This window comes from Priestia iocasae, assembly GCF_016909075.1.
GTDB classification, from domain to species: Bacteria; Bacillota; Bacilli; order Bacillales; family Bacillaceae_H; genus Priestia; species Priestia iocasae.
Map to the genome: position 1 here is coordinate 239,957 of NZ_JAFBFC010000002.1, position 22,528 is coordinate 262,484.

19 protein-coding genes and 2 riboswitches are annotated in these 22,528 nt (G+C 38.9%); of the genes, 8 read left to right on the forward strand and 11 right to left on the reverse strand.

Translation table 11 applies throughout. The features are described 5' to 3' along the window. Positions 1-73: 73 nt before the first annotated feature. The 4 genes from JOC83_RS06365 to JOC83_RS06380 all read right to left on the reverse strand — a co-directional run bounded on the left by JOC83_RS06365 (position 74) and on the right by JOC83_RS06380 (position 5,411). Positions 74-1,852 (reverse strand): extracellular catalytic domain type 1 short-chain-length polyhydroxyalkanoate depolymerase, encoded by a 1,779-nt coding sequence (locus tag JOC83_RS06365; RefSeq protein WP_239583386.1) that lies wholly within the window; start codon positions 1,850-1,852, stop codon positions 74-76. 574 nt (positions 1,853-2,426) lie between these two features. Beyond that, positions 2,427-3,104: a CoA transferase subunit B gene (locus tag JOC83_RS06370; RefSeq protein ID WP_205185462.1), complete on the reverse strand. Its 678-nt coding sequence runs from the start codon at positions 3,102-3,104 to the stop codon at positions 2,427-2,429. Beyond that, on the reverse strand, positions 3,105-3,806 hold the full coding sequence (locus tag JOC83_RS06375; protein ID WP_205185464.1) for a CoA transferase subunit A: 702 nt from the start codon (positions 3,804-3,806) through the stop codon (positions 3,105-3,107). Positions 3,807-4,013: 207 nt separating this feature from the next. After that, positions 4,014-5,411 carry a sigma-54 interaction domain-containing protein gene (locus JOC83_RS06380; protein ID WP_239583387.1) on the reverse strand — a complete coding sequence of 466 codons (1,398 nt, stop codon included), beginning with the start codon at positions 5,409-5,411 and terminating at the stop codon, positions 4,014-4,016. A gap of 398 nt (positions 5,412-5,809) precedes the next feature. Here JOC83_RS06380 and JOC83_RS06385 point away from each other — a divergent pair, with 398 nt between their 5' ends. The 8 genes from JOC83_RS06385 (at position 5,810) to JOC83_RS06415 (ending at position 12,698) form a co-directional block, all read left to right on the forward strand. Beyond that, complete coding sequence (locus JOC83_RS06385) at positions 5,810-7,249, forward strand: GntP family permease (protein ID WP_205185469.1); 1,440 nt, start codon at positions 5,810-5,812, stop codon at positions 7,247-7,249. Between the two features lie 221 nt (positions 7,250-7,470). Then, a riboswitch (TPP riboswitch) is annotated at positions 7,471-7,577 on the forward strand. 116 nt (positions 7,578-7,693) lie between these two features. After that, positions 7,694-8,290, forward strand: coding sequence for a YkoF family thiamine/hydroxymethylpyrimidine-binding protein (locus JOC83_RS06390; RefSeq protein ID WP_205185471.1), 597 nt, complete (start codon positions 7,694-7,696; stop codon positions 8,288-8,290). Positions 8,291-8,310: 20 nt separating this feature from the next. After that, positions 8,311-8,904 (forward strand): ECF transporter S component, encoded by a 594-nt coding sequence (locus JOC83_RS06395; RefSeq protein WP_205185474.1) that lies wholly within the window; start codon positions 8,311-8,313, stop codon positions 8,902-8,904. Continuing rightward, positions 8,888-10,582: an ABC transporter ATP-binding protein gene (locus tag JOC83_RS06400; protein WP_205185476.1), complete on the forward strand. Its 1,695-nt coding sequence runs from the start codon at positions 8,888-8,890 to the stop codon at positions 10,580-10,582. The genes JOC83_RS06395 and JOC83_RS06400 overlap by 17 nt, the downstream gene beginning before the upstream one ends. After that, positions 10,563-11,336, forward strand: a complete 774-nt coding sequence (locus tag JOC83_RS06405; protein WP_205185478.1) for an energy-coupling factor transporter transmembrane component T family protein — start codon at positions 10,563-10,565, stop codon at positions 11,334-11,336. The genes JOC83_RS06400 and JOC83_RS06405 overlap by 20 nt, the downstream gene beginning before the upstream one ends. A 117-nt stretch (positions 11,337-11,453) precedes the next feature. Beyond that, positions 11,454-11,579: a hypothetical protein gene (locus JOC83_RS20175; protein WP_275580415.1), complete on the forward strand. Its 126-nt coding sequence runs from the start codon at positions 11,454-11,456 to the stop codon at positions 11,577-11,579. 266 nt (positions 11,580-11,845) lie between these two features. Beyond that, positions 11,846-12,307 carry a LytTR family DNA-binding domain-containing protein gene (locus JOC83_RS06410; protein WP_205185481.1) on the forward strand — a complete coding sequence of 154 codons (462 nt, stop codon included), beginning with the start codon at positions 11,846-11,848 and terminating at the stop codon, positions 12,305-12,307. After that, on the forward strand, positions 12,297-12,698 hold the full coding sequence (locus JOC83_RS06415; RefSeq protein ID WP_205185484.1) for a DUF3021 domain-containing protein: 402 nt from the start codon (positions 12,297-12,299) through the stop codon (positions 12,696-12,698). Before JOC83_RS06410 ends, JOC83_RS06415 begins: the two co-directional genes overlap by 11 nt. Before the next feature lie 145 nt (positions 12,699-12,843). Here JOC83_RS06415 and JOC83_RS06420 read toward each other — a convergent pair whose 3' ends face one another. The 7 genes from JOC83_RS06420 to JOC83_RS06450 all read right to left on the reverse strand — a co-directional run bounded on the left by JOC83_RS06420 (position 12,844) and on the right by JOC83_RS06450 (position 22,267). Continuing rightward, a complete protein-coding gene (locus JOC83_RS06420; protein ID WP_205185487.1) occupies positions 12,844-13,350 on the reverse strand; it encodes a hypothetical protein in 507 nt (168 codons plus the stop codon). Positions 13,351-13,628: 278 nt separating this feature from the next. Further along, positions 13,629-14,345, reverse strand: a complete 717-nt coding sequence (treR, locus tag JOC83_RS06425) for a trehalose operon repressor (RefSeq protein WP_205185490.1) — start codon at positions 14,343-14,345, stop codon at positions 13,629-13,631. 67 nt (positions 14,346-14,412) lie between these two features. Continuing rightward, positions 14,413-16,098 (reverse strand): alpha,alpha-phosphotrehalase, encoded by a 1,686-nt coding sequence (treC, locus tag JOC83_RS06430; protein ID WP_205185492.1) that lies wholly within the window; start codon positions 16,096-16,098, stop codon positions 14,413-14,415. A gap of 146 nt (positions 16,099-16,244) precedes the next feature. Then, positions 16,245-17,657, reverse strand: a complete 1,413-nt coding sequence (treP, locus tag JOC83_RS06435) for a PTS system trehalose-specific EIIBC component (RefSeq protein WP_205185501.1) — start codon at positions 17,655-17,657, stop codon at positions 16,245-16,247. 380 nt (positions 17,658-18,037) lie between these two features. After that, on the reverse strand, positions 18,038-18,637 hold the full coding sequence (locus tag JOC83_RS06440) for a sterol desaturase family protein (RefSeq protein WP_205185506.1): 600 nt from the start codon (positions 18,635-18,637) through the stop codon (positions 18,038-18,040). Positions 18,638-18,874: 237 nt separating this feature from the next. After that, a riboswitch (SAM riboswitch) is annotated at positions 18,875-18,979 on the reverse strand. 571 nt (positions 18,980-19,550) lie between these two features. Then, on the reverse strand, positions 19,551-20,873 hold the full coding sequence (locus tag JOC83_RS06445) for an aspartate aminotransferase family protein (RefSeq protein WP_205185509.1): 1,323 nt from the start codon (positions 20,871-20,873) through the stop codon (positions 19,551-19,553). Positions 20,874-20,887: 14 nt separating this feature from the next. Continuing rightward, a complete protein-coding gene (locus JOC83_RS06450) occupies positions 20,888-22,267 on the reverse strand; it encodes a YjiH family protein (protein ID WP_205185513.1) in 1,380 nt (459 codons plus the stop codon). Between the last annotated feature and the right edge of the window lie 261 nt (positions 22,268-22,528).

A 22,528-nucleotide genomic window follows, 5' to 3' on the forward strand; every position in this document is an offset into this window, starting at 1 on the left:
ATGTGTAAGCCTTTCTAACAAACTTTTTTACTTTTCTGTTTATTTGTTATCTTTTCTCACAATGCTACATTTCTTATTCATACGTAACAGATAAAGCAGGAGCATACGCTGAATCTTCTCCTGCATAAATCTCGAGAGTATCCATGGCAAAATCAACAGGAGTGGTGCTTACTAACCGAATCTGTGTTTTACCCGCCTTATTAACATGCGAATAAGCTGTAGACCGTAGTTCAACTTCAGTATATTCGTTATTTGCAGAAGGAACCGCTAAAGCACCCACGTCTAGAGCAGAAGCTGCAGCACTATAATCTCCTTGTTGTAATGTGCTACTCGTTCCAAACCAACCGTTTTTCACATCAACACGAATGGCATTGACAGATCCAGACAAAGACTTTCGATACACTTTTAATTTCACACTTTTAATTGTAGCTGAATCTGGAATGTTACTTGTATCAAATGACAAGATGGTTCGATACGTATCGGTGTTATACATTCCTTTATCACCCATTTTGTGAACGGTTGAACTCAGGCCATCTGCAGGTAGTGCTCCAACAAATCCATCCTCTGAAGCAATTGATGTAAACGAGGTGCCTGTTTCAGAAGGTGCGCTAATGGTATACGTTTCTGATTTGATGCTTTCTTGATTCCCTTTTGAATCAACACTAAAGAATGTTAACCTCGTGTTTTTTGCAATGGAGATAGGTTCTGAATAAATCGCTGAACTAGTAGTAGGTGTACGCCCATCAACTGTATAATAAATGGTGGCTTCTTCATTCACTGACAGTGTGACATTCACAGGATTTGTATAGGTTCCCCCCGCTGGTGAAGCAGAAGTTACAGGTGGTGTGATATCATCCGTCGGGTTACTTCCTGCTTTCGGATGGCTTTTAAAGAAATTCCAACTTAATTGTGTGGCATTAGGCCCCTTTGGATCTGTATAAGACCCTGCTGTACTACCACCTGACCAAGCATGGCCCATTCCATCAACAATGTACTTTTCCATAATGGCTGTGCCGTTATGGTCTTTATATATATACTGCGTATAGCTTCTTCCTCCAGAAACTGTACCCATCACGGTTTGATCTGCCGTGTCATCCATATTATTATTGTCAACTCCATCAGATGCACGGTCATTGGTTTGAGCCCATTGAGAAATAACTTGATGACCGTTTACTGGATACACCGTTGTATCTGAAGTTCCATGAAAAACAATGACAGGTACAACTCTTTTGTAAGCCCCCATTGCATTGTAAGCGGCATCGCCTTGTTGAGAAGGATTAGGTCCTCCACTATTCATTGCTGTAAAAGCTCCTGTTAAAGATGTAGCGGCTTTATATTCCAGTCCTGCTCCAACACTAATAGCTGCAAATATATCTGGGTATGTCGCTCCCATAATCACACTCATTGCAGCACCTGCTGATAGACCTCCTACATAAACACGGTTATCATCAATGGTATAGTCTGATTTTACTTGATTGACCATTCCAGCAATTAATGCAGGCTCCCCACTCCCCCTCGATTGATGAGCTGATTCGAACCAGTTCCAGCACTTATTAGAGTTAGCAGATGAAGGTTGTTCAGGATATAGCACTAGGAAGTTTTCTATCTCCGCCAAGTTGTTCATCTGTGTTCCAGAAGAAAACTGAGTAGCATCTTGTGTGCAACCATGTAGCATGACAACTAGAGGAACTTTTGTTCCAGCTTGATATCTTTCCGGCACATACACTTTATAGCTTCTTCCATTGTACGTTTTTGTTAGGAAGCTGCCTGCTGCGACAGAGCTCATTGGCAGCAGTGACATAAATAGCGTTACAACTAATCCAACCATCATCAAACGTTTATATTTATTCAAACCTTCTCCTCCTCTTTATATGCATACGAAACCCTTTTAAAAAATGAATGAAGCTTTCCTCTATGATCTTCGTTCATTTTTTTGTTCTTCCGTCAGAGCGCTCCCTCCTCACGTGTTAGCTAAGTAATGGGTCGTTCAAAATGTACGTAATGGCTCATGTCCCTCCCTTCTTTACGTCCGCTGATGAATGAAAATAAAGTTATCGATTAAGCTAGGTTCATTACAAGCTGACCAAGAGTCCTTAGACTATATAGTCGTAAGTATACTCCTATGTAGACTTAACAAAGAGGATAGAGATGCAGATACCACAAATTGAAAGCGTTATCATTTTTACTTTCAGCGATTTAATCATTTTATTCACCCACTACTTACTATGCAAAATCTATACCAACTTCTTCTGCGCTTATAAATCTAAATCCTTCCATGAAAAAGTGCATCGTCATGAATCGTTTAAAGAAAAAAGAGGCTGAGACAAAAGGGGCAAAGAACACCCCTGTTTGACTCCGCCTCACTATATAAGAGATTGTATGAACTCTCTTTTAATTAGCTATTAAATCAACTAAACATAGTATGATTAGTAAGCCTCTAATTTTACATCTTCTGTTACGATTAACGTTGCCTCTGTTGCCTGTAAAATTTCAGCTACTGTATAGCCTTTTGCTACCTCTACTAGCTTTAGTCCTTCTTCCGTCACATCCATCACAGCCATATCGGTAATGATTCGATTAACCACTGCTTTTCCTGTGAGAGGAAGCGAACACTGTTTTAAGATTTTAGATTCACCATTTTTATTAACATGATCCATAATAACAATGATTTTTCGTGCACCATGAACAAGGTCCATCGCGCCACCCATTCCTTTAATCATCTTGCCTGGAATCATCCAGTTTGCTAGGTCGCCATTTTCAGAGACTTCCATTCCTCCTAAAATAGCTATATCAATATGACCACCACGAATCATCGCAAATGATTCTGCACTGTTGAAGTAAGCGGCACCAGCAATGGCAGAAACCGTCTCTTTTCCAGCATTGATTAAGTCCGCATCCACTTCCTCTTCTTTCGGATAAGGCCCAATGCCGAGTAGGCCATTTTCCGACTGCAACACGACTTGTTTATTGTCGCTAATATAGTTCGCCACAAGGGTTGGGATACCAATGCCAAGATTCACATAAAAGCCGTTTTCAATTTCTTTCTCTGCTCGTTTTGCTATTTTTTCACGCACAAGTCCTTTATCCTTTACAGTCACTCCCATTTATCTCACCCCTGCTTCTTGAATAGTTAAGCGTTCAATTTTCTTTTGCTGCTCTCCAACGACTAAGCATTGTACATACACACTTGGCGTATGAATTTGCTGTGGATCAAGAGAGCCTGTTTTTACTAACTTCTCCACTTCTGCAATGGTCACACTACCTGCCGCTGCAATCATCGGGTTAAAGTTTTGCGCTGTTTTATTGTAAATGAGATTTCCCATCTCATCTCCTATTGCCGCTCTCACCAAGCTAAAATCTGCTTTTAGTGCTTGCTCTAACACGTATTCTTTTCCATTAAACGTGCGCACTTCTTTTCCTTCTGCAACTGGTGTCCCAACTCCAGCAGGCGTATAAAATGCTGGAATTCCTGCACCACCTGCACGAATTCTTTCTGCGAGTGTCCCTTGAGGTACAAGCTCAACTTCTAGTTCACCTTGTAAAACTTGGCGCTCAAATTCTTTATTCTCTCCAACATAGGAACTAATCATTTTTTTAATTTGACGATTCTTAAGCAATAAGCCTAAGCCCCAATCATCAACTCCACAGTTGTTCGAAATGACCGTTAAATCTCTTACCCCTGTTTCAGCGAGTGCTACAATTAAATTTTCCGGAATTCCGCACAATCCAAATCCTCCGACCATAATCGTCGCACCGTCATAAATATCTTTTATTGCGTCATTAAATGATGAGTAAATGGTTTTCATTGAAATCCCCTTTCTTATTGAGATAGAGAACCCTAACTGTTAACGCTTACATTTTGGTTGTAATCGTTCACCAACAGCCATTTCATTCTCTCTATCTTGTTATTATGTAAGAGTTTACATCGCTTTTGGTTATAAGTAAAATGAATAAAAAGCATAGATACTATACACAAAACGAATAGCCAAACACAGAGGGCTTGGCTATTTGTTTTATACATTATAAAGTTTACATTTATCATAAAAGCTTGTTTTACTAATATCTAGCAACCTTGCTGCAGCTAGTTTGTTTCCTTCTGCCGCTTTTAATGCTTGCATGATCGCTTCTTTTTCAGCAGCCATGATCGTTTCTTTTAACGGTTGGAGAGTTGATGTTGCTTCTTCTTTCGACTCGTTTGAATGCATCATCTGCTTCTCATCATCTCGAAGATACAAAGGCAAATGCGTCACATGAATCTCCGCTTGATCTAACACATTAACCGCTCGCTCAAGTACATTCTCTAGCTCGCGAATATTTCCTGGCCAGTTATGATACTGTAGGCGCTTCACGACTTCTTCAGACAGCTGAATTCCGTGACGATTAAAATTCCGTTCGAGCTTTTTTAGTAGAAATTGTGCAATTCGTACGATGTCGTCTTTTCGTTCCCTTAGTGGTGGAATGTCAATTTTAATGACATTTAAGCGGTAATATAAGTCTTGACGAAATGTTCCTTCCTGCACCATCTTTTCTAGATTACGATGTGTAGCGGCAATGACTCGTACATCAATCGGAATGGGAGCTTGTCCCCCTACTCGTTCAATTTCTTTTTCTTGTAAGACGCGTAAAAGCTTATTTTGCATAGCAAGAGGCATATCACCAATTTCATCTAAAAAGATGGTACCGCGATGGGCAAGCTGAAACTTTCCTTTTTTCCCACCTCTTTTCGCACCAGTGAATGCACCTTCTTCATAACCAAACAGTTCAGATTCAAGTAAATGCTCTGGAATGGATGCACAGTTAACCCGAACAAACGGAAACGGACCTCTTGAACTTCTTTGATGCATGGCATGAGCAAACAATTCTTTTCCTGTTCCTGATTCACCTAATAGTAAAACCGAAGACTGACTACCAGCAACTCGTTCTGCTAATTGCTTTGCTTCTAAAAAGGGCTTACTCTGCCCAATCAAATCTTCAAATGAATATTTACTCTCAAGCGCTCCTTCTAACGTCGTTTTATAGTAGTTTAGCTCTTCAAGTAACGATTGTATTTTCCGAGCATACTCAACCCATTCTTGTCGATTGCGAAACTTTACGGTCCCTACTGCCCCAGCAATTTCACCATCTAAGTAAATCGGATATCGGTTTGCCACCATCTCATTTCCCTTAATCGATTGAATAGCTGATAGTTCAGCTTGACCTGTTTTTAACACCATATGCATCCTTGTATTTTCAATTACGTTCTGAACAGGCTTTCCTACTGCCTCTTCCTTTGTTGTTTCTAAAAACTTACAATATGCATTATTTAAATGTCGAACCATGCCTTCACGATCAATGATTACGACACACTCACCTATTGAATTGATAATCTCTTCGAACCAACCATGGGGAATGTTCCAATCTTTAAGTGTCATGTACAACTCTCTCCCTCACTGTTGAATTTATGTTCATTGCTTCACTTAAAATAAACAACATAATTGATGTCATCATGATAAATTTCCAAGTATTTGTCAAGGCTATCTAAACGTTTTTTCTCTATTCTTCCGAAATTTCGAACTATATTCCGCCTATTATTACAGATTTCCGGAATATAATCGAATTGTTGCAAGCTTCAACATAAAAAAGGAAATCGTTTTATGTTTAAATATTGTGCTTTTACACGATTCATGCTAAAACAGAAAACGTTGGCACGAATCTTGCATTCATAAAAAAATAGATGAATTGTTTTCTTCAAGGGGGAATGTACATAGTTGAAAACGCTTACCTTCATCTTTGAATGTAAAAGGTTATCAGAAGTTAAAGGGGGATGTTTATGGAATTCATTATTATACTTTTATCCTTAGGTCTTTTAATGTTCGTTGCGTACCGTGGATTTTCCGTTATCCTTTTCGCACCGATCTGCGCGTTATTTGCGGTTTTATTAACAGAGCCAAGCTTTGTTCTTCCTTTCTTTTCAAATATCTTTATGGAAAAGATGGTTGGGTTCATTAAGCTTTACTTTCCGGTATTCTTATTAGGAGCTATATTCGGAAAAGTAGTTGAAATGTCCGGGTTAGCGGAAAGCATTGCGAAAACGATTGTACAAATTGTCGGAGCAAAAAGAGCCATTTTAGCCATTGTCATTATGGGCGCCATCTTAACGTATAGTGGTGTTAGCTTATTCGTTGTGGTGTTTGCGGTTTATCCATTTGCGAAAAACCTATTCCGCGAAGCCAATATTCCAAAGAGACTCATTCCAGGAACCATTGCATTAGGGGCATTTACATTCACCATGGACGCCCTTCCTGGTACGCCTCAGATTCAAAACGTTATTCCAACAACGTTTTTCAAAACAGACATTTATGCTGCACCATTCCTCGGTATTACAGGTGCTATCTTTGTTTTAATTCTAGGATTGCTTTACTTAGAATCACGTCGTAAAAAAGCGGAAACGATGGGCGAAGGCTATGATGGATTTAACAGTGAGGTCGCTGCCGCAGCGGAAGTATTAAAAGAAGAAGAAGAAATCGTTGAAACGCCAGCCGCTGAGCCAACAAAACGATCTCGTCAACTTCTTGCCTTTGTTCCTCTTATTCTCGTAGGTGTGACAAACAAGTTATTTACGATGTTTTTACCAACATGGTATCCGGATGGATTCGACTTCGCAAGCATTGGATTAGAATCGTTCGGAAAGGTTGAGTTATCTTCTGTACTAGCCATTTGGTCCGTTGAGATGGCTCTTGTTGTCGGAATTGTCACAACTTTATTGTACGACTGGAATAAAGTAAAAGTGAACTTCCAAGCTGGCATTAACGCAAGCATCGGCGGAGCACTATTAGCTGCGATGAATACAGGAGCAGAATACGGATTTGGAGGCGTTATTTCCTCTCTTCCTGGATTTGGTGCTATCAGTAAAGGAATTTCTGAAACATTTACAAATCCACTCGTAAATGGCGCGGTTACAACAACAACACTTGCTGGTATTACTGGATCAGCTTCAGGTGGTATGGGAATTGCTTTAAGTGCGATGTCTGAAAAATATTTAGAAGCGATCGAAAAGTTTAACATCCCTCCTGAAGTTATGCACCGTGTTATTTCAATGGCTTCAGGCGGAATGGATACATTGCCTCATAACGGAGCCGTTATTACGTTACTTGCCGTAACAGGATTAACGCACCGTCAAGCGTATCGAGATATTTTTGCCATCACCATTATTAAAACATTAGCTGTATTCTTCATCATTTTACTTTATACATTTACAGGTATTGCCTAATAAAAAAAGGACAAACTTCTCCCCTTGGAATGTTTGTCCTTTTTTATTACACAGAAAAGCGTTTTACACGTTTTTGATAAAGCCTCACCGCTTACTTTTTATTAACATAGTCTAGTGCACGGCTTACAAACATGCTGATGAATGATTGACTGAAAATAAAAAGGTTTACAAATTCATGAAACTAATTTATATTACATACTAATAAAACAACTGCATATCATTTCATACACTAGGGGTGCTCATTATGGGCTGAGATGTGAACAACCGTTCCGATCCCTTACAACCCGATCTGGATAATACTAGCGTGGGGAAGTGTAGTGAGTATATCTATATGTTTCTGCGTGTATTTTTACAGACCTAGATATCATTCAACTGCATCTTCCTATGAGATGCAGTTTTTTTATTGTTTTTTACAAAACTGATTAAAAGCAGGAGGAATTCAAAATGACAAACAACGTGTGTGGAACAAGTAGAATTGTAGGATGCCGCTTTACTTTAAGTGTCATGAGTGATGACTTTGTACGCGTCATCTTATCAGCAATTGAAGAAACAGACACATCCAAAGTGTGGAAGCAAACCGATGACGTCAGTACTTGCATTCGTGGTCGAGAATCTCACGTCTTTGATGTTGTAAAAGCGATCTATGTTGCAGCAGCAAAAACAGGAAAGCACGTGGTCTTAAACGGCACATTCTCAATCGGTTGTCCAGGTGATTCAGAAGGCGATGTGTACATGACAGAAGATGACGTCGTGTTAAACGAAGAAAAAGCGCGTGACACAACATTTGAGGTGTCTACTCAATTTGCTCTTTATCCAATGAATACTCCTACATATATGGACATCATTGCTGATCAAGTGAACGTCGCAAAAGAGCACGGCACACTAACAGGTGGCGTTCACTATGCCACTCGTTTAGATGGAGAGGTGCGCGATGTATTTCAAACGCTACAAGAGTCGTTTCATAACGCCCAAGAGCAAGCCAGTCATGTCGTCATGACCGTGAATGTATCAGCAAATAGCCCTTCTAAAAAAGCAAACTAGGAAAGTAGGATGATGACATCATGTTAGAAAAATGGAAGTTTAGAGAGATTGTCGTATTATCGGCACTATCTGTTGTCTTTGCGGTTGTGTATTTATTATTCGTTCAGTTCGGAAATGTATTATTTGGCATGTTCGGTCTATTAGGCTATGAATTTATTTTTGGGATTTGGTTTATTGTCTCAATTATCTCAGCCTATATTATTCGAAAGCCCGGAGCTGCTTTTTTATCGGAAACAATTGCTGCCACCATTGAAGTCCTAATTGGAAATGCGATGGGTCCTCGCCTCATTTTATCTGGAATCGTCCAAGGAGCTGGTGCCGAAGCGGTATTCGCTGCAACTCGCTACCGCTCATACAACACGTGGGTCTTAATGTTAGCGGGAATGGGCTCCTCTGTTACAAGCTTCGTTTGGGGCTACTTCGTTTCTGGATACGGAGCTCTTGACCCTGGGTATGTGACTACGATGTTTATTGTTCGCTTAATTAGTGGCGCTCTTTTAGCCGGCTTATTAGGAAAATGGCTGAGTGATGGACTTGCGCAAACAGGGGCACTTAACAGCTTTCCACTAGGAAAAGAAGTGAAACGGAGCAAGAAACATGACATCGCTTCATAATGACCTTGTATCTGTTAAGGACCTTACCTTTCATTACGAAGAAGATGAATCACCTGTTTTACAAAACACCACGTTTTCCATTTCAAATGGAGACACAATTTTGTTGCTTGGTCCGAGTGGTGCTGGGAAAAGCACCCTAACATTTTGTATAAACGGCTTATATCCTTCAGCCGTTGATGGTCAGCTATCAGGAACCATTTCCATTCATGAAAAGCTTGTCACACAGTACCAATCAGGGGAAGTGAGTCAAATCGTAGGCGCCATGTTTCAAGATCCAGACAGCCAATTTTGTATGTTAACGGTAGAGGATGAAATTGCCTTTGGTCTTGAAAATATTGATACCCCACCTCATGAAATGGAAGCAAAAATTGATGAAGTACTGAACCTTGTTCACTTAACAGACTATAAATACCAATCGATTCAAGCACTATCAGGCGGGCAAAAGCAAAAGCTCGCGCTCGCCTGTGTGCTTGCCATGAAGCCAGACCTGCTTATTTTAGATGAACCGACTGCCAATTTAGATCCAAAAGCTACGATCGAACTTGTCACGTTAATCCAAAAGCTACAGCAAAAACATGGATTTTCACTGCTTGTAATTGAACATAAGCTCGATGACTGGATGGGATTTGTGAATCGTTGCCTCGTCCTAGACAAACAAGGCTCTGTCCTATTTGATGGAGATCCACGTACATGTTTCACCACCTATAGTGACTCGTTGCGTAGCGAAGGCATTTGGCTACCTAAAACGTGTGAAGTCGCAAAGCTTTTACAAACTCGAGGCTTGTATCATCACTCTTCCATGCCACTACACATGAATGAGCTATGTGAAGGCGTCATACATACAAAACAGGCCATTGATGCTTTGAATATGGAGAAGCCTGAACGGTCATCAACGAACGTTATTTTGAAGGTCAATGACTTGCATTTTAATCGAAAAGAAAAACAAATTTTACGTGACGTTGACGTTACCTTATACGAGAAGGAAATCGTGGCACTTGTTGGGGAAAATGGTACCGGAAAAACGACTTTTTCAAAGCTCATTAGCGGCTTACTTTCCCCCTCTTCCGGAGAGGTATTGGTCGAAGGAACATCAATTGAAAAGTGGGGAGAATTAGAACTTCGTAAAAAGATGGGCTATGTGTTTCAAAATCCTGAGCATCAATTTATTACCGATTCTGTGTACGATGAGGTAGCGTTTGGCTTGCGCATGCAAGGCTTGAGTGAGTCAGACATCACCCATGCTGTTACAACTATTTTGCAGCAAGTCGGACTCCTTCACGTTCAACACCAAAATCCATTCTCGCTTAGTCAAGGACAAAAGCGCAGGCTAAGTGTGGCAACGATGTTAATCGATGAACAGAAGCTGCTTATTTTAGATGAGCCTACCTTCGGACAAGACGCGAACACCGCGACTGCCTTAATGAATTTATTTACGGAACGAGTAAAAGGTGGGGCATCCATTTTAATGATTACGCACGACATGAATATAGTAAATCAATATGCAAACTCAGTCATTGTCTTGCATGAAGGAACGGTTGCCTTTACAGGAACACCCAAAGAGCTATGGCAGCAGTCGGAGCTTTTAAAGAAAGCTCATTTACAACTCCCTTTTTATGAAGCATTTCAACGTCAACTAATCGTAAAAAAGGAGGATGACTATGCTGTTAGATCATATTAATCCAAGCATCAAAGCAGGAACCGTCGTTTTATGTGTCTTGCTTATTTCACTCTTTTTTGATCCAATGACGCCACTGTTTTTTTTCATTTGGACAGTCGGTGTCACCTTTTTATTCGCAAATGTTTCGGTGAAAAAATGGTTGCTGTTTTTCAGTCCTTTTTTACTCGTAGCGCTTGGGTATGTATGGACAACGCTTTTGTTCCCCAATATGAGTGATGTCGAAAACAGCACCGTCTTTTTCGAGTGGGGCTTTTTAACGTTTACGTATGAAGGACTTCAAAAAGGGTTAGGTCTTGCACTGCGTGTGTTAAGCTTTGCTTCTCTGTCCCTTCTGTTTATTTTTACAACATGTAAAACACAGTTCATATTGAGCTTAATGCAGCAATGTAAAATGCCTCCAAAGCTTGCATATGGTATTTTAGCAGGCTATCGCTTTTTACCGCTCATGAAAGAAGAGCTACAAACGATTCAAAACGCTCAGCGTATTCGCGGAGTCGGACGCGTGCGATCAGTTCGTGGCAAAGCACAACAGCTAAAGCGATACATCATCCCTCTTCTTGCAAGTGCCATTCGAAAAGCCGAGCGAACCGCTCTTGCCATGGAGTCAAAAGGATTCACAGGTCATAAAAATCGTACCTTCTATCGAAACCTGACTGTCTCTGCAAAAGATTGGTTGTTTGTCAGCATGATGTTACTCGGCATTGCCTTGAGCGCGTTTCTTTCCCTTCAATTAGGTACGCTGATTTTTCTATAAGCTCACACCTAACAGCCCAAATGTCAGCATTGGGCTGTTTTTTATTTTTTACATAAAACGGGAATTCATTGAAACTTATCGAATTGTAAACACGTAATAAGGAGAAAGAAAGGCGGGATGATTTTGGTTAAAAAAAGCAAGAAATGGAGCACAGCAAACATTCCAACCGTTTATTTTGTTGTGTTTGGTTTAGTTATTGGAGCGTTCATGGGATTAGCTTCTTACATAAATAATTGGATATAAGGAAGCTATTTTTATCGATTTGTGTTACTTACTATGAAAAAAGACTGCTTAAAATGTACCTTATAGAGTAGACACTTTGAAAAAAGACTAGTTTATAGGGTTCTTTTTTGTTCAATTGAAAGCCTCACTTATTGACTTCCCTTACATTTCCTTCACTACCTTCATGTATAAAAAACGACCTGTTACACCTGATTTCGAACCGATTATGAAAAGTTCATAGCGAAGCGAGGAAATTTCATCCATAATGTGACATGTGAGGTGAGAATATGAAAATACAAATTGATCTTAGTAGTGAACATAAGGAAACCTTCATTACGATTCATGCCAGTCAATGGTCAAATGAGCTAGACGCTCTCATGAAGAAATTGAAAAACAGCTCAGCCAAGAGATTAATAGGAGTAGCTGAGGAACAGTCCATCGTATTAAGTCCAGCAGATATTGATTTTGTTTATTCACATCAGCGTAAAGTGTATGCGCAAATTGCTCATGAACAGTTCGAACTTAAAATGAAGCTATTTGAAGTAGAGTCATTGCTTGAGGGGTATGACTTTACAAGGTTTTCAAAATCGGTCGTTGGAAATATCAATCAAATCGCACGTTTTGAATTATCCTTTAATGGAAATCTGTGCGTGTACTTCAAATCTGGCAACAAAGAGTACGTATCAAGAGGGTATGTGTCAAAGCTTAAACAATTACTACAAACAGGGGGAACCGAATATGATCGTTAAATTACTCACACGGAGCTTCGCAGGACTTGGCTTTGGCGCAATCATGATGCTCATTTTTCTATTCATCTTTTATGTTCAAGGAATAGAAGAAATTAATCTTTCTCTATTGTTAGTGAACATGATTGGCTCGCTGTTCATCGGTATGTATTGGGGGGTCTCTTCATGTATTTTTGAAAACGGTCGTTGGAGCCCATTAAAACAGCTCGTTATCCACTTCATATTGTCTGTACTCGTTTATTATCCAATCGCAATCTCTTTAGGCTGGCTTCCATTAGGAGTTATCGAGATCTTCATTAGCTTTTTCATCTTTCTCTTTATTTATATGACGATCTGGTTTGGCATGAGGGTATACTTCAAAAAGCTTGAAGATTCTTTAAATAAATTACTCTAAAAAATTCAGGTACTAAACAGAGGCTAGGACATAAGCTAGTAACAATCAATGGAGAATGTTTCACTTCCATCGAATAATCAATACGCTTCACACCATCTTCAACTTATAAAAAAATCGCAGGCTTTTTTAACCTGCGATTTGTCTATTATTGCACCGGCATCCAGTTCACTTTCCACACATCATCTTGCTTTGTTAAGCCAAATCCAAGACCAATTTCTTCATCAAGTGAGATGTAGGCACGATCGTCTGATACCATGACTTGTTCAAATGAGTAAATGCCTCGACTTTCAATTTCTTCAAGAATGTTTAGTGTATTTTCTTTGTACTCCACATACTCACTCTTAAATACATCATATGATGGTGTTCCTGCTTCTTCACCTTTTGCGTAAAGAGCATACATCGTTTTGTGATCATCTTCCTTTACAGCAGCCCAGTAGAGTAAAAACACATCATACGGTGCTAGTCCTTCTAATTGCTTGTTGCTTTTATCTTGTTGATATTCGTAAAACTGTCCTACTTTTTGTTCCTGTTGTAATAACTGAGCAGCTTGAGGTGCAGCCGCACTCACTTCTTGCGTTTCTTGTTCCTGCGTACAAGCCGTTAGCATCATTACCGATAACCCCATTGCGACTGCAACCTTCATTCTGATCATGATTTCCATTCCCTTCGCTTTTTTCTTCTACCTAGTAAGACGAAATTTCCGATTGAAAAGTTTCATGTTTTTACAAATTTGATTTTGATAAAACGTGTTGTCCTTTAATAAAGAAAGATGAGTCAATCATTTTTGTTGAAACCAACCTCAAATGGTTATCTTATCACCTACAATCTTGTAGAAAAGAACTTTTGCAAAAGTCATTTTACTTTTTTATACCATCCTACCTCGTCCTCTAAACGTAAAAAAATTCAGGTACGTTAACGTACCTGAACCTTTTATACACCGCGACGCGCAAAGTCGACGAAACGAAATTTATCCAATCGATGACGTGATTCTGTATATTGAAACAAACTTGCATCATCTAAGTACACGTAATTTCTAACAACGACAATGTGTTCATACTCTTTTAAGTCTAAATAATGCCGGTCATCTTCTGTCAGTTCATCAACGGAAATTTCCTTTTTGGCAAAGCTAATTTTTAGCCCCACTTCTTTTTCTAAATACTCGTAAATCGAGCCTCGACAAATATCTTCTGTCAGATGAGGCACAAACTTTTTATTAAAAAAATCTTTATCGAGAATAATGCGCTCGCCATCAATTTCACGTGCGCGAACTACTTTCCACACTGTATCTTTACTGGTCACATGTAGCTGCGTTCGAAGCTCTTCATCAGGTTTTATGAGCCCAAACTCTTCGACCACCGTATGTGATTCATGTCCAAGCTTTTCCGCTAGTTCCTTAAAGCTTACAAGCCCCGAAATTGGAAAATCAAACCTTGACACATCTAATACAAATGATCCTTTTCCTTTCATCTTTTGTATGTAGCCGTTTTGCGACAGTAAATTCAATGCTTTTCGAATGGTTTCACGAGATGTTTCGTATTGCTCAACTAGTTCATTTTCAGAAGGTAACTTCGTATTTGGTCGAAGCTGACCACTTTGGATATTTGCAACAACGTCTTCATAAATTGTCATAAATTTATTTTCTCTCACTTTTATCACCTTCTTTATTTTACAAAAAGAGCGATGGCTTGCACAACCATCGCTCTTTCACTCTGCCTTATTTTTTCAAATAATATACAATCGACTCATACGGTCGTAAGGTAACACGCTTGACGTCATTTGATGAATCATCATAGTTTGAAAGTAAAACTTCACTGCTGTAGCCTTCTACGTCTACTTCACTTGGCAATTCAAATGTTGTTTCTTTTCCATAGAAGTTATTCACAACAAGTAGCTTCTCACTCTCACCGTTACGAACGTATGCAAAAATATCTTGATGGTCGGCTAACAGTAACTCGTAGTCACCATCCGTAATAATGTCGTACTGTTTACGAAGCTTGATTAGTTGTTGATAGTGATAAAACACAGAGTTTTTATCGTTTAATGCATTCTCGACATTAATTTGCTTGTAGTTCGCTGCTGGATAAATCCAAGGTGTCCCTTTTGTAAATCCAGCATTTTCACTATCATCCCATTGAACCGGTGTACGAGAATTATCACGTGATTTGCTTTTTAAAATCTCAATGATGTCACGGTCGCTCATGCCTTCTTTACGCTTAATATCATAAATGTTTAATGATTCAACATCACGATACTCATCAATAGAATCAAACTTTGGATTTGTCATCCCGATTTCTTCTCCTTGATAAATGTAAGGCGTACCTTGCATCATATGTACCGTTGTCGCAAGCATTTTCGCAGATTCATTGTGGTACTTATCATCATCTCCATAGCGAGAAACCACACGCGGTTGGTCATGGTTGCACCAGAATAGAGCATTCCAGCCGCCACCTTTGTTCATACCTACTTGCCACGTTGATAAAATGTCTTTTAATTGAATGAAGTCAAAGTCAGCAAGCGCCCATTTTTCGCCGTTTGGATAATCGACTTTTAAATGATGGAAGTTAAACGTCATGCTTAGCTCATTACGCTCTGGGTGCGTATATTTCACACAATGATCAAGCGTTGTTGACGACATTTCTCCAACCGTCATCACATCATATTTTGAAAAGACTTCTTGATTCATTTCATGCATAAACTCATGCACGCGAGGTCCATCTGTGTAAAACTTACGTCCATCTCCTGGTGCCACTGAACCATCGTCATCTAGAAAACGTTGGTCTTTTGAAATCAAGTTAATCACATCTAAACGGAAGCCATCCACACCCTTTTTAAACCAAAAGTGCATCATGTCATAGACACTTTTACGGACTTCTTCGTTTTCCCAGTTTAAATCCGCTTGTGTCACGTCAAATAGATGTAAGTAGTACTGACCTGTTGCCTCATCATACTTCCACGCATTTCCGCCAAACTTAGACTCCCAGTTTGTTGGTTCACTGCCATCTTCTTTTGCGTCTTTCCAGATGTAGAAATCACGATACGGATTATCTTTTGACGCTGCTGATTGTTTGAACCATTCACTCTCTGTTGATGTATGGTTTACGACGATGTCCATGATGATTTTAATGTCGCGCTTATGTGCTTCGTCTAACAAACGATCGAAGTCTTCCATCGTGCCATATTCTTCATGAATATTAAAGTAATCACTAATGTCATATCCGTTGTCACGCTGAGGTGATTTATAAATTGGCGTTAACCATACAACGTCTACACCTAACTCTTTTAAATAATCAAGCTTTGAGATAATCCCTTGTAAATCTCCAACACCGTTTCCGTTTGTATCATAAAAGCTCTTTGGATAAATTTGATATACGACTGATTTTTTCCACCAAGGTTGTTTCATGTTCAGCACCACCGTTTTTTATTTTTAATTACTTGAAATGAGCGATTTACTTTATTCAACACTTGCATTTATTTTAAAACAGAAAAAGACGAAGCCAACAAGCATGGAATTTCTCCCTTATACTGTTGGTCTCGTCCCCCCTTTATTTACTTTAAACCTTCCTTCTTTAACTTTCCTAAAATGAACGTTAAGACGAATGGTACCACAATAACAATTCCCATTCCGATGAAGAATGCGCCCCAGTTTTGTGGGAAAATTGATAATGGCGCTGGAATACCACCAATTCCGATTGATGGTGCTTTTACCCCAGCCATTGAAATGACTAAGCCTGCAATCGCTGAACCTGTAATAGCTGAAATAAATGCATATCTAAAACGTAAGTTCACTCCAAACATTGCTGGCTCTGTAATACCTAACCATGCTGAAATACCTGATGTTAATGATAAGCCCTTTAATTTTTCATCATTCTTCGCCAACAACATCATGGCAAATGCCGCTGAACCTTGTGCGATGTTTGATAATGCAACCATTGGCCATAAGAACGTACCACCTGTGCTTCCGATTAACTGTAAATCAACTGCTAAGAATGTGTGGTGCATTCCTGTAATAACTAGGGGTGCGTATAAAGCACCATAAATTAATCCACCAAGTGCTGGTACAGCTTCAAAGATTCCTACTACTCCACTTGTTACTAAGTTACCTAATGCAAATGTAATCGGTCCAATTGCGATAAATGATAAGAAACCTGTTACTAACAATGCTACTGGCGCCACAACTAATAGTTGGAAACCATCTGGAATTCGTTTTCGTAAAAAGATCTCTATTTTTGCTAACACAAGTGATGCAAATAGGACCGGTAACACTTGTCCTTGATACCCAACTTTCTCTACTTGTAATCCAAATAGATTCCAAGTTGGCACTTCTTCAGCTGCTCCATATCCCCAAGCATTTAGTAAGTCCGGGTGTACAAGCATTAACCCTAATACAATTCCTAGTAGCGGACTGCCGCCAAAGCGATTTACTGCCGACCATCCGATCAAACCTGGCAAGAATACAAACGCTGTGTTAGCAATTAAATTAATCATGTTTGCAAAGTCAGCCCACTGCGTGTGAACCTCTACAATGGATTGATCATCATAAAAGATACCTGACCCTGTTAAAACGTTGTTAATCCCCATTAGTAAACCAGCTGTTACGATTGCTGGTAAAATCGGAATAAAGATATCAGCTAACGTTTTAATTGCACGCTGTAGCGGATTTAAATTTTTAGCCGCTTCATTTTTCACTTCTTCTTTTGAGACTTCTCCGATACCTGTAATGGCTACCATCTCTTTATATACTTTATCAACCGTTCCTTGTCCAATAACTACTTGAAATTGACCACTTGTTGAAAATGATCCTTTTACAAGATCATGATTGTTTAGTGCGTCTTTATCTACTTTGCTTTCGTCTTTTAATACAAAACGTAGACGCGTTACACAATGCGTCGCCGCTGAAATGTTTTCTTTACCGCCAACCGCTTGAACAATTTGCTCAACTGATTCTCGATTAATGCTCATCTCGTTCCCTCCTGTTACCGTTTTCATGTTTCATAAAAGATAAACGACAGTTTTATGCTATCTGCTATTTTTCACTAAATACATATTGGATATCCATATAATCTCTCTTCTATATATACCGCTTTCATTTTCTACTTAAAACTTGTATATACAGGATAATGATTACGATTTCATTCTAACCTGTATATACAAGTACGTCAACAAAAATCGACAATTTTTTTCATATCCTTGTCTTACATCAATTAGATTGTGATCTACACTCCGTCATACCAAGGGTTTTCATTAACAATTCAGTGGAAATAAATCATTAAAAAAGACAAGAGCTATTGTAGCTCTTGTCTTTGCTATACAATTGAATGTATGAAATGATGACTAACTTTCTACAGTTTCCTTGCTGTCTCACTTTTCTCGACTTCTCTTTCATCCTTAAACGTTCCCATCATGTAATCTAAGGTTGGATTTGTGACACCGAACCAATAGTGTTCGTTCTTAAAATGATGCCAAAGATGAACTTTTTTCATCCATTTACCAAACGCCGTTTTTGGTTTAATAGGACGATGAGCAACGTAGTGCACCCATTCATAATAAAGAAGTGCGAGTGACAGACCTGTAAACATCGCGAATCCATACGTGCTATTGCTGATTAGACCGACCACTAAGCTGACGGCTACCATTTGAGGAAAGCTATACCAAATTGGAAGAAACAATAACTTTAGGTCATCTGGGAATTCATGATGATCATAATGAATTCGTTTCATGAATTTTAGAAACAACGGATGCTTCGGTGGTTTCATATGAAAAAGAAAACGATGTGTCATGTACTCACTGGTTATATAAGTTACAACGCCACTTAAAAACACGAGCCAAACATATGACCGAAAAAATGAATCAATAAAGCCAAGCATACTCAGCATACTAAGAACAAACATAGCCAGCACATCAAGATGGCTAAAAAACTCCTTTACATATTTACCCATCATCCATCCTCCTTGTCACCGATTATGAAAGCGCTTTTTTATCTAATTCTATGCATCAGTTTTAATTCCTTTACAAAACAAAAAAGCCATTCTTCCCACCCTTCATAAAAGGGATATGTAGAATGACTCAAGAATTATCGTCAATTGCATGTTATGTAACAAATATAAAACCTCCCCTTACAGTTGCCGAGTTGACTGCAAGAAGAGGTTGGGATCACGTAGTTAAGTAAGCCTTTTGTCTTCTTATCTGTCAAGCAACTGCTTGTTGGAGTTGGCACGGTGCTTTTAAAAAGTCCGCTGCCGAGGTGTCATTGGGCCAAATCCCTCTACCTCTCTTGATAAGAATTTTGTCGAAAAATGTTTTATTAAGTTATGTCTACAATCATACAATCGATTGCACAACGTGTCAACAGCTTTCAGAAAATATTTTTAAATCTAAAAGATACGAATTCGCTTTCATTTTTTTCTTCCTTTTTACACGGTCTTTACATACAATCCTGTTGTCATACATTTTTATTTTTTATATTCAGAATTCATAGTTCGTTCACTCATTCACATTCACAATATATGAAAACCATTCTACAACTAGTACAAAAATCCCTCTTTTTAGTTGAATTTTTTTAAGATGATTTGATTCGTAACAGACAATCTTTTTTCTATCTATAAAAGCTTTGGATTTATCCTTATCCCACTACCCATTTTCTCCTATTTTAATCGAATGAGACGACACGATAGTCACTAAATTTTCTACCAAAGTGAATGGCATCTCTCTTGTTAAACCAACGTCATTCACAAAAAGCTTGCACGAATCTGTTAACAAAACAACCCTTGCCCATTTCATTTATAGGCAAGGGTTGTTTTAGACTGAATCCAAGGGGCTTTTTGCTTCTGATAGCCCAGCTTCTTCTTCATCATTTTAAGATAATTTCACCGTTAATTGAGCTACATATTCTTCAATAGCTTCATCTAATATGTGTAATCCATCATCAATTTGCTCTTTTGTAACCGTTAAAGGAGGAACCATACGAATCACTTCGCTTGAGTTTCCACAGAAATAGAACAGCACTCCTTTTTGTAATGCGATGTCTAAAATTTTAAATAAGCCATCGCCATTTGCTTTCTTCGTTATTGGATCAATGATTTCAATTCCAATCATTAGTCCAACAGCACGAATATCTCCAATGACATCATGCTTTTCTTTTAGCTGCTGAAGCTTCTCAACTGCATAAGCACCTACTTCTTTTGCATTTTGTAAAAGATTTTCTTCTTTAATAACTTCAAGTGTTGCAAGAGCCGCTGAACATCCAATTGGATTTCCTCCAAATGTGGTTCCATGACTTCCTAGTGGCCATTGTTGCATTAATTCTTTTGATGCAACTGTTGCACTTAAAGGCATACCTGATGCAATACCCTTAGCAATTGCCATAATGTCTGGCGTCACATCAAATGTTTGCGCTGCGAACCATTCCCCTGTACGACCAAATCCTGTTTGTACTTCATCAAAGATAAGGAGAATACCATGACGGTCACAAATCTCACGAAGCTTCTTCATCCACGACTTTGGCGGAATAACATAGCCACCTTCTCCTAATACTGGCTCGATAATAACCGCTGCTACTTCTTCTGGTGTCACTTGATGGTTGAACAACGTTTCAAAGTCCTTTTCAAGCTTTTCAGGGAAATAGTCTTCCGCATCTAGCCCTTCTGGACAATCCTTCACATTTGCATATGGCAATTGATACGTTAACCCAGAAGGCTGTTGAAATTTACGATATTTACTCTTTGACGTAGATACACTTAATGATCCCATTGAGCGACCGTGGAAGCATCCTATGAATGATACAACGTACGGACGCTTTGTGACGTGCTTCGCTAATTTCATTGCTCCTTCAATCGCTTCAGTACCACTATTTGCAAAGAAAAAGCAATCGAGATCTCCTGGCAACACCTTTCCAAGCTCATCTGCTAAGCGCAAAATGGATTCATACATAATAACACCAGATGGACCATGCATAAGTTGATCCACTCCGTCTTTCACAGCTTGGACTACTTTTGGATGACGATGTCCGACATTGGTAGTTGCAATCCCTGATGTAAAATCTAAATACTGCTTTCCGTCTACCCCGTAGTAGTAGCACCCTTCTTCTTTCACAACAGGTAAATTAGGATGATCCTTTGCCATACTCGGTGCTAGTAACTCTGGCATTCTATTAAATAAATGAGTCCAATCGTTAGCCATAATCTAATTCCTCCTTATATAAGCACGTGTGCTAATAGTGCGATAATTGGCAATGAAATAAGCGTACGTTGTAAGAAAATAACAAATAATTCTAAGAAACTAACAGGTATCTTTGACTTTAATAAAAGAATACCAATCTCTGACATATAAATAATCTGCGTTAATGACATACACGCAATAACGAAACGTGTTAACTCAGATTCAATTCCACTTCCTATAACAGCTGGTAAAAACATATCCGCAAATCCAACAATCATTGCAGGAGCTGCTTCGGCTGCTTCTGGAATTTGAAGCAGTGAGAGAAGTGGAACAAATGGATAAGATAAATATGTAAACACCGATGTATACTCTGCAACAATTAACGCCATTGTTCCAAGTGCCATAACTAGTGGAATTAACCCTAGCCAAATATCTAACACATTATGAATGGCTTTTTTTACAACGATCTTTGGACCATCTGCTTTGCTTGCCTTTTCAACCGCTTGCTGCATGCCCCATTGAAATGATGAAACTCCTTGTGGAACGGCTTCGTCAATTTGTTTTCCAACCGGACCATAATAGTCATCTGTTTTGCGAGATAATGGCGGAATACGTGGACAAATAATCGCCGTTAGTACGCCAGCTACCACAACGGTAAAATAAAATGGCACAAACATATGATCAATGCCGATAAACTTTGCAATGACTAAGCTAAATGCAATGGAAGCAACGGAGAAGTTTGTTGCAATAACGGCTGCTTCACGCTGTGTGTAGTACCCTTCTTCATATTGCTTCGTTGTAATTAATACCCCAACCGTACCACTTCCCATCCAAGACGCCAGCGCATCAATGGATGAACGACCTGGTAGCTTAAATAATGGATACATAATTTTCCGAACAAGCGTCCCGATAAAATCCATTAATCCATACTCAAGCAATAACGGCATACATAGTGCCGCAAAAAAGAACCAGAGTGTCAACACAGGAATTAAATCGAATAATACGGTGCCGCCGGTAAACTTAGAGGAGATTGCTTCTGGGCCCATTTCAAATAAAGTTAGTGCTGCAAAAACAGCCCCCACTACGCGTAAAAATACCCACAGCCATTCGACTTGAAATAAGCTCTTTAACATTGGACGATTATTAATAAAGCTAGGTTGTGCAATTTTTGCAAACAGTGATCCAATCGCTGCAATCGCCAACACCCCTACCATCATTGCGGGAATATAGCTTCCGATAGCAGCCATTAGCGTATCTGCCATCACTCCTAATACAATGGTTACTTTCCCATCAACTTTCACAGGAATTAAAAATAAGATGATTCCTAACAAAGATGGAACGATAAACTTTGCATACTGACTTGCCGATACTTTTCCAAGCTGCTGGGAGTAAACTTCCTCCTTTTTCAATGCCATTGTTCATTACCTCCAATACTGTAGTGTTTTAGCATAACTTTTTCATTTTCTTTATATATAATTTTAATGTTACATTTTACCACTATTATTTTCAATAATTTTCTGAAAAATAAATTTATTCATCGTTCTTATCTCGTTTTAGATTATTAACGAAGTAAAGATTAATTAAAATAACCAACGGTCATTATTATATGAATGTATTTTTATTTATTTGATAGAATAATTATTTACATGTATTATAACTTGTATTTTTTATAAAAA

Excerpts from the sequence above, each read along its gene's own strand:
- treP (WP_205185501.1), bottom strand. The coding sequence starts at position 17,657 with ATGAGCATTAATCGAGAATCAGTTGAGCAAATTGTTCAAGCGGTTGGC.
- JOC83_RS06370 (WP_205185462.1), bottom strand. The coding sequence starts at position 3,104 with ATGGGAGTGACTGTAAAGGATAAAGGACTTGTGCGTGAAAAAATAGCA.
- JOC83_RS06410 (WP_205185481.1), top strand. The coding sequence starts at position 11,846 with ATGAAAATACAAATTGATCTTAGTAGTGAACATAAGGAAACCTTCATT.
- JOC83_RS06375 (WP_205185464.1), bottom strand. The coding sequence starts at position 3,806 with ATGAAAACCATTTACTCATCATTTAATGACGCAATAAAAGATATTTAT.
- JOC83_RS06390 (WP_205185471.1), top strand. The coding sequence starts at position 7,694 with ATGACAAACAACGTGTGTGGAACAAGTAGAATTGTAGGATGCCGCTTT.
- JOC83_RS06380 (WP_239583387.1), bottom strand. The coding sequence starts at position 5,411 with ATGACACTTAAAGATTGGAACATTCCCCATGGTTGGTTCGAAGAGATT.
- JOC83_RS06450 (WP_205185513.1), bottom strand. The coding sequence starts at position 22,267 with ATGGCATTGAAAAAGGAGGAAGTTTACTCCCAGCAGCTTGGAAAAGTA.
- JOC83_RS06400 (WP_205185476.1), top strand. The coding sequence starts at position 8,888 with ATGACATCGCTTCATAATGACCTTGTATCTGTTAAGGACCTTACCTTT.
- JOC83_RS06395 (WP_205185474.1), top strand. The coding sequence starts at position 8,311 with ATGTTAGAAAAATGGAAGTTTAGAGAGATTGTCGTATTATCGGCACTA.
- JOC83_RS06405 (WP_205185478.1), top strand. The coding sequence starts at position 10,563 with ATGCTGTTAGATCATATTAATCCAAGCATCAAAGCAGGAACCGTCGTT.
- JOC83_RS06445 (WP_205185509.1), bottom strand. The coding sequence starts at position 20,873 with ATGGCTAACGATTGGACTCATTTATTTAATAGAATGCCAGAGTTACTA.
- JOC83_RS20175 (WP_275580415.1), top strand. The coding sequence starts at position 11,454 with ATGATTTTGGTTAAAAAAAGCAAGAAATGGAGCACAGCAAACATTCCA.
- JOC83_RS06440 (WP_205185506.1), bottom strand. The coding sequence starts at position 18,637 with ATGATGGGTAAATATGTAAAGGAGTTTTTTAGCCATCTTGATGTGCTG.
- treC (WP_205185492.1), bottom strand. The coding sequence starts at position 16,098 with ATGAAACAACCTTGGTGGAAAAAATCAGTCGTATATCAAATTTATCCA.
- JOC83_RS06415 (WP_205185484.1), top strand. The coding sequence starts at position 12,297 with ATGATCGTTAAATTACTCACACGGAGCTTCGCAGGACTTGGCTTTGGC.
- JOC83_RS06385 (WP_205185469.1), top strand. The coding sequence starts at position 5,810 with ATGGAATTCATTATTATACTTTTATCCTTAGGTCTTTTAATGTTCGTT.
- JOC83_RS06420 (WP_205185487.1), bottom strand. The coding sequence starts at position 13,350 with ATGATCAGAATGAAGGTTGCAGTCGCAATGGGGTTATCGGTAATGATG.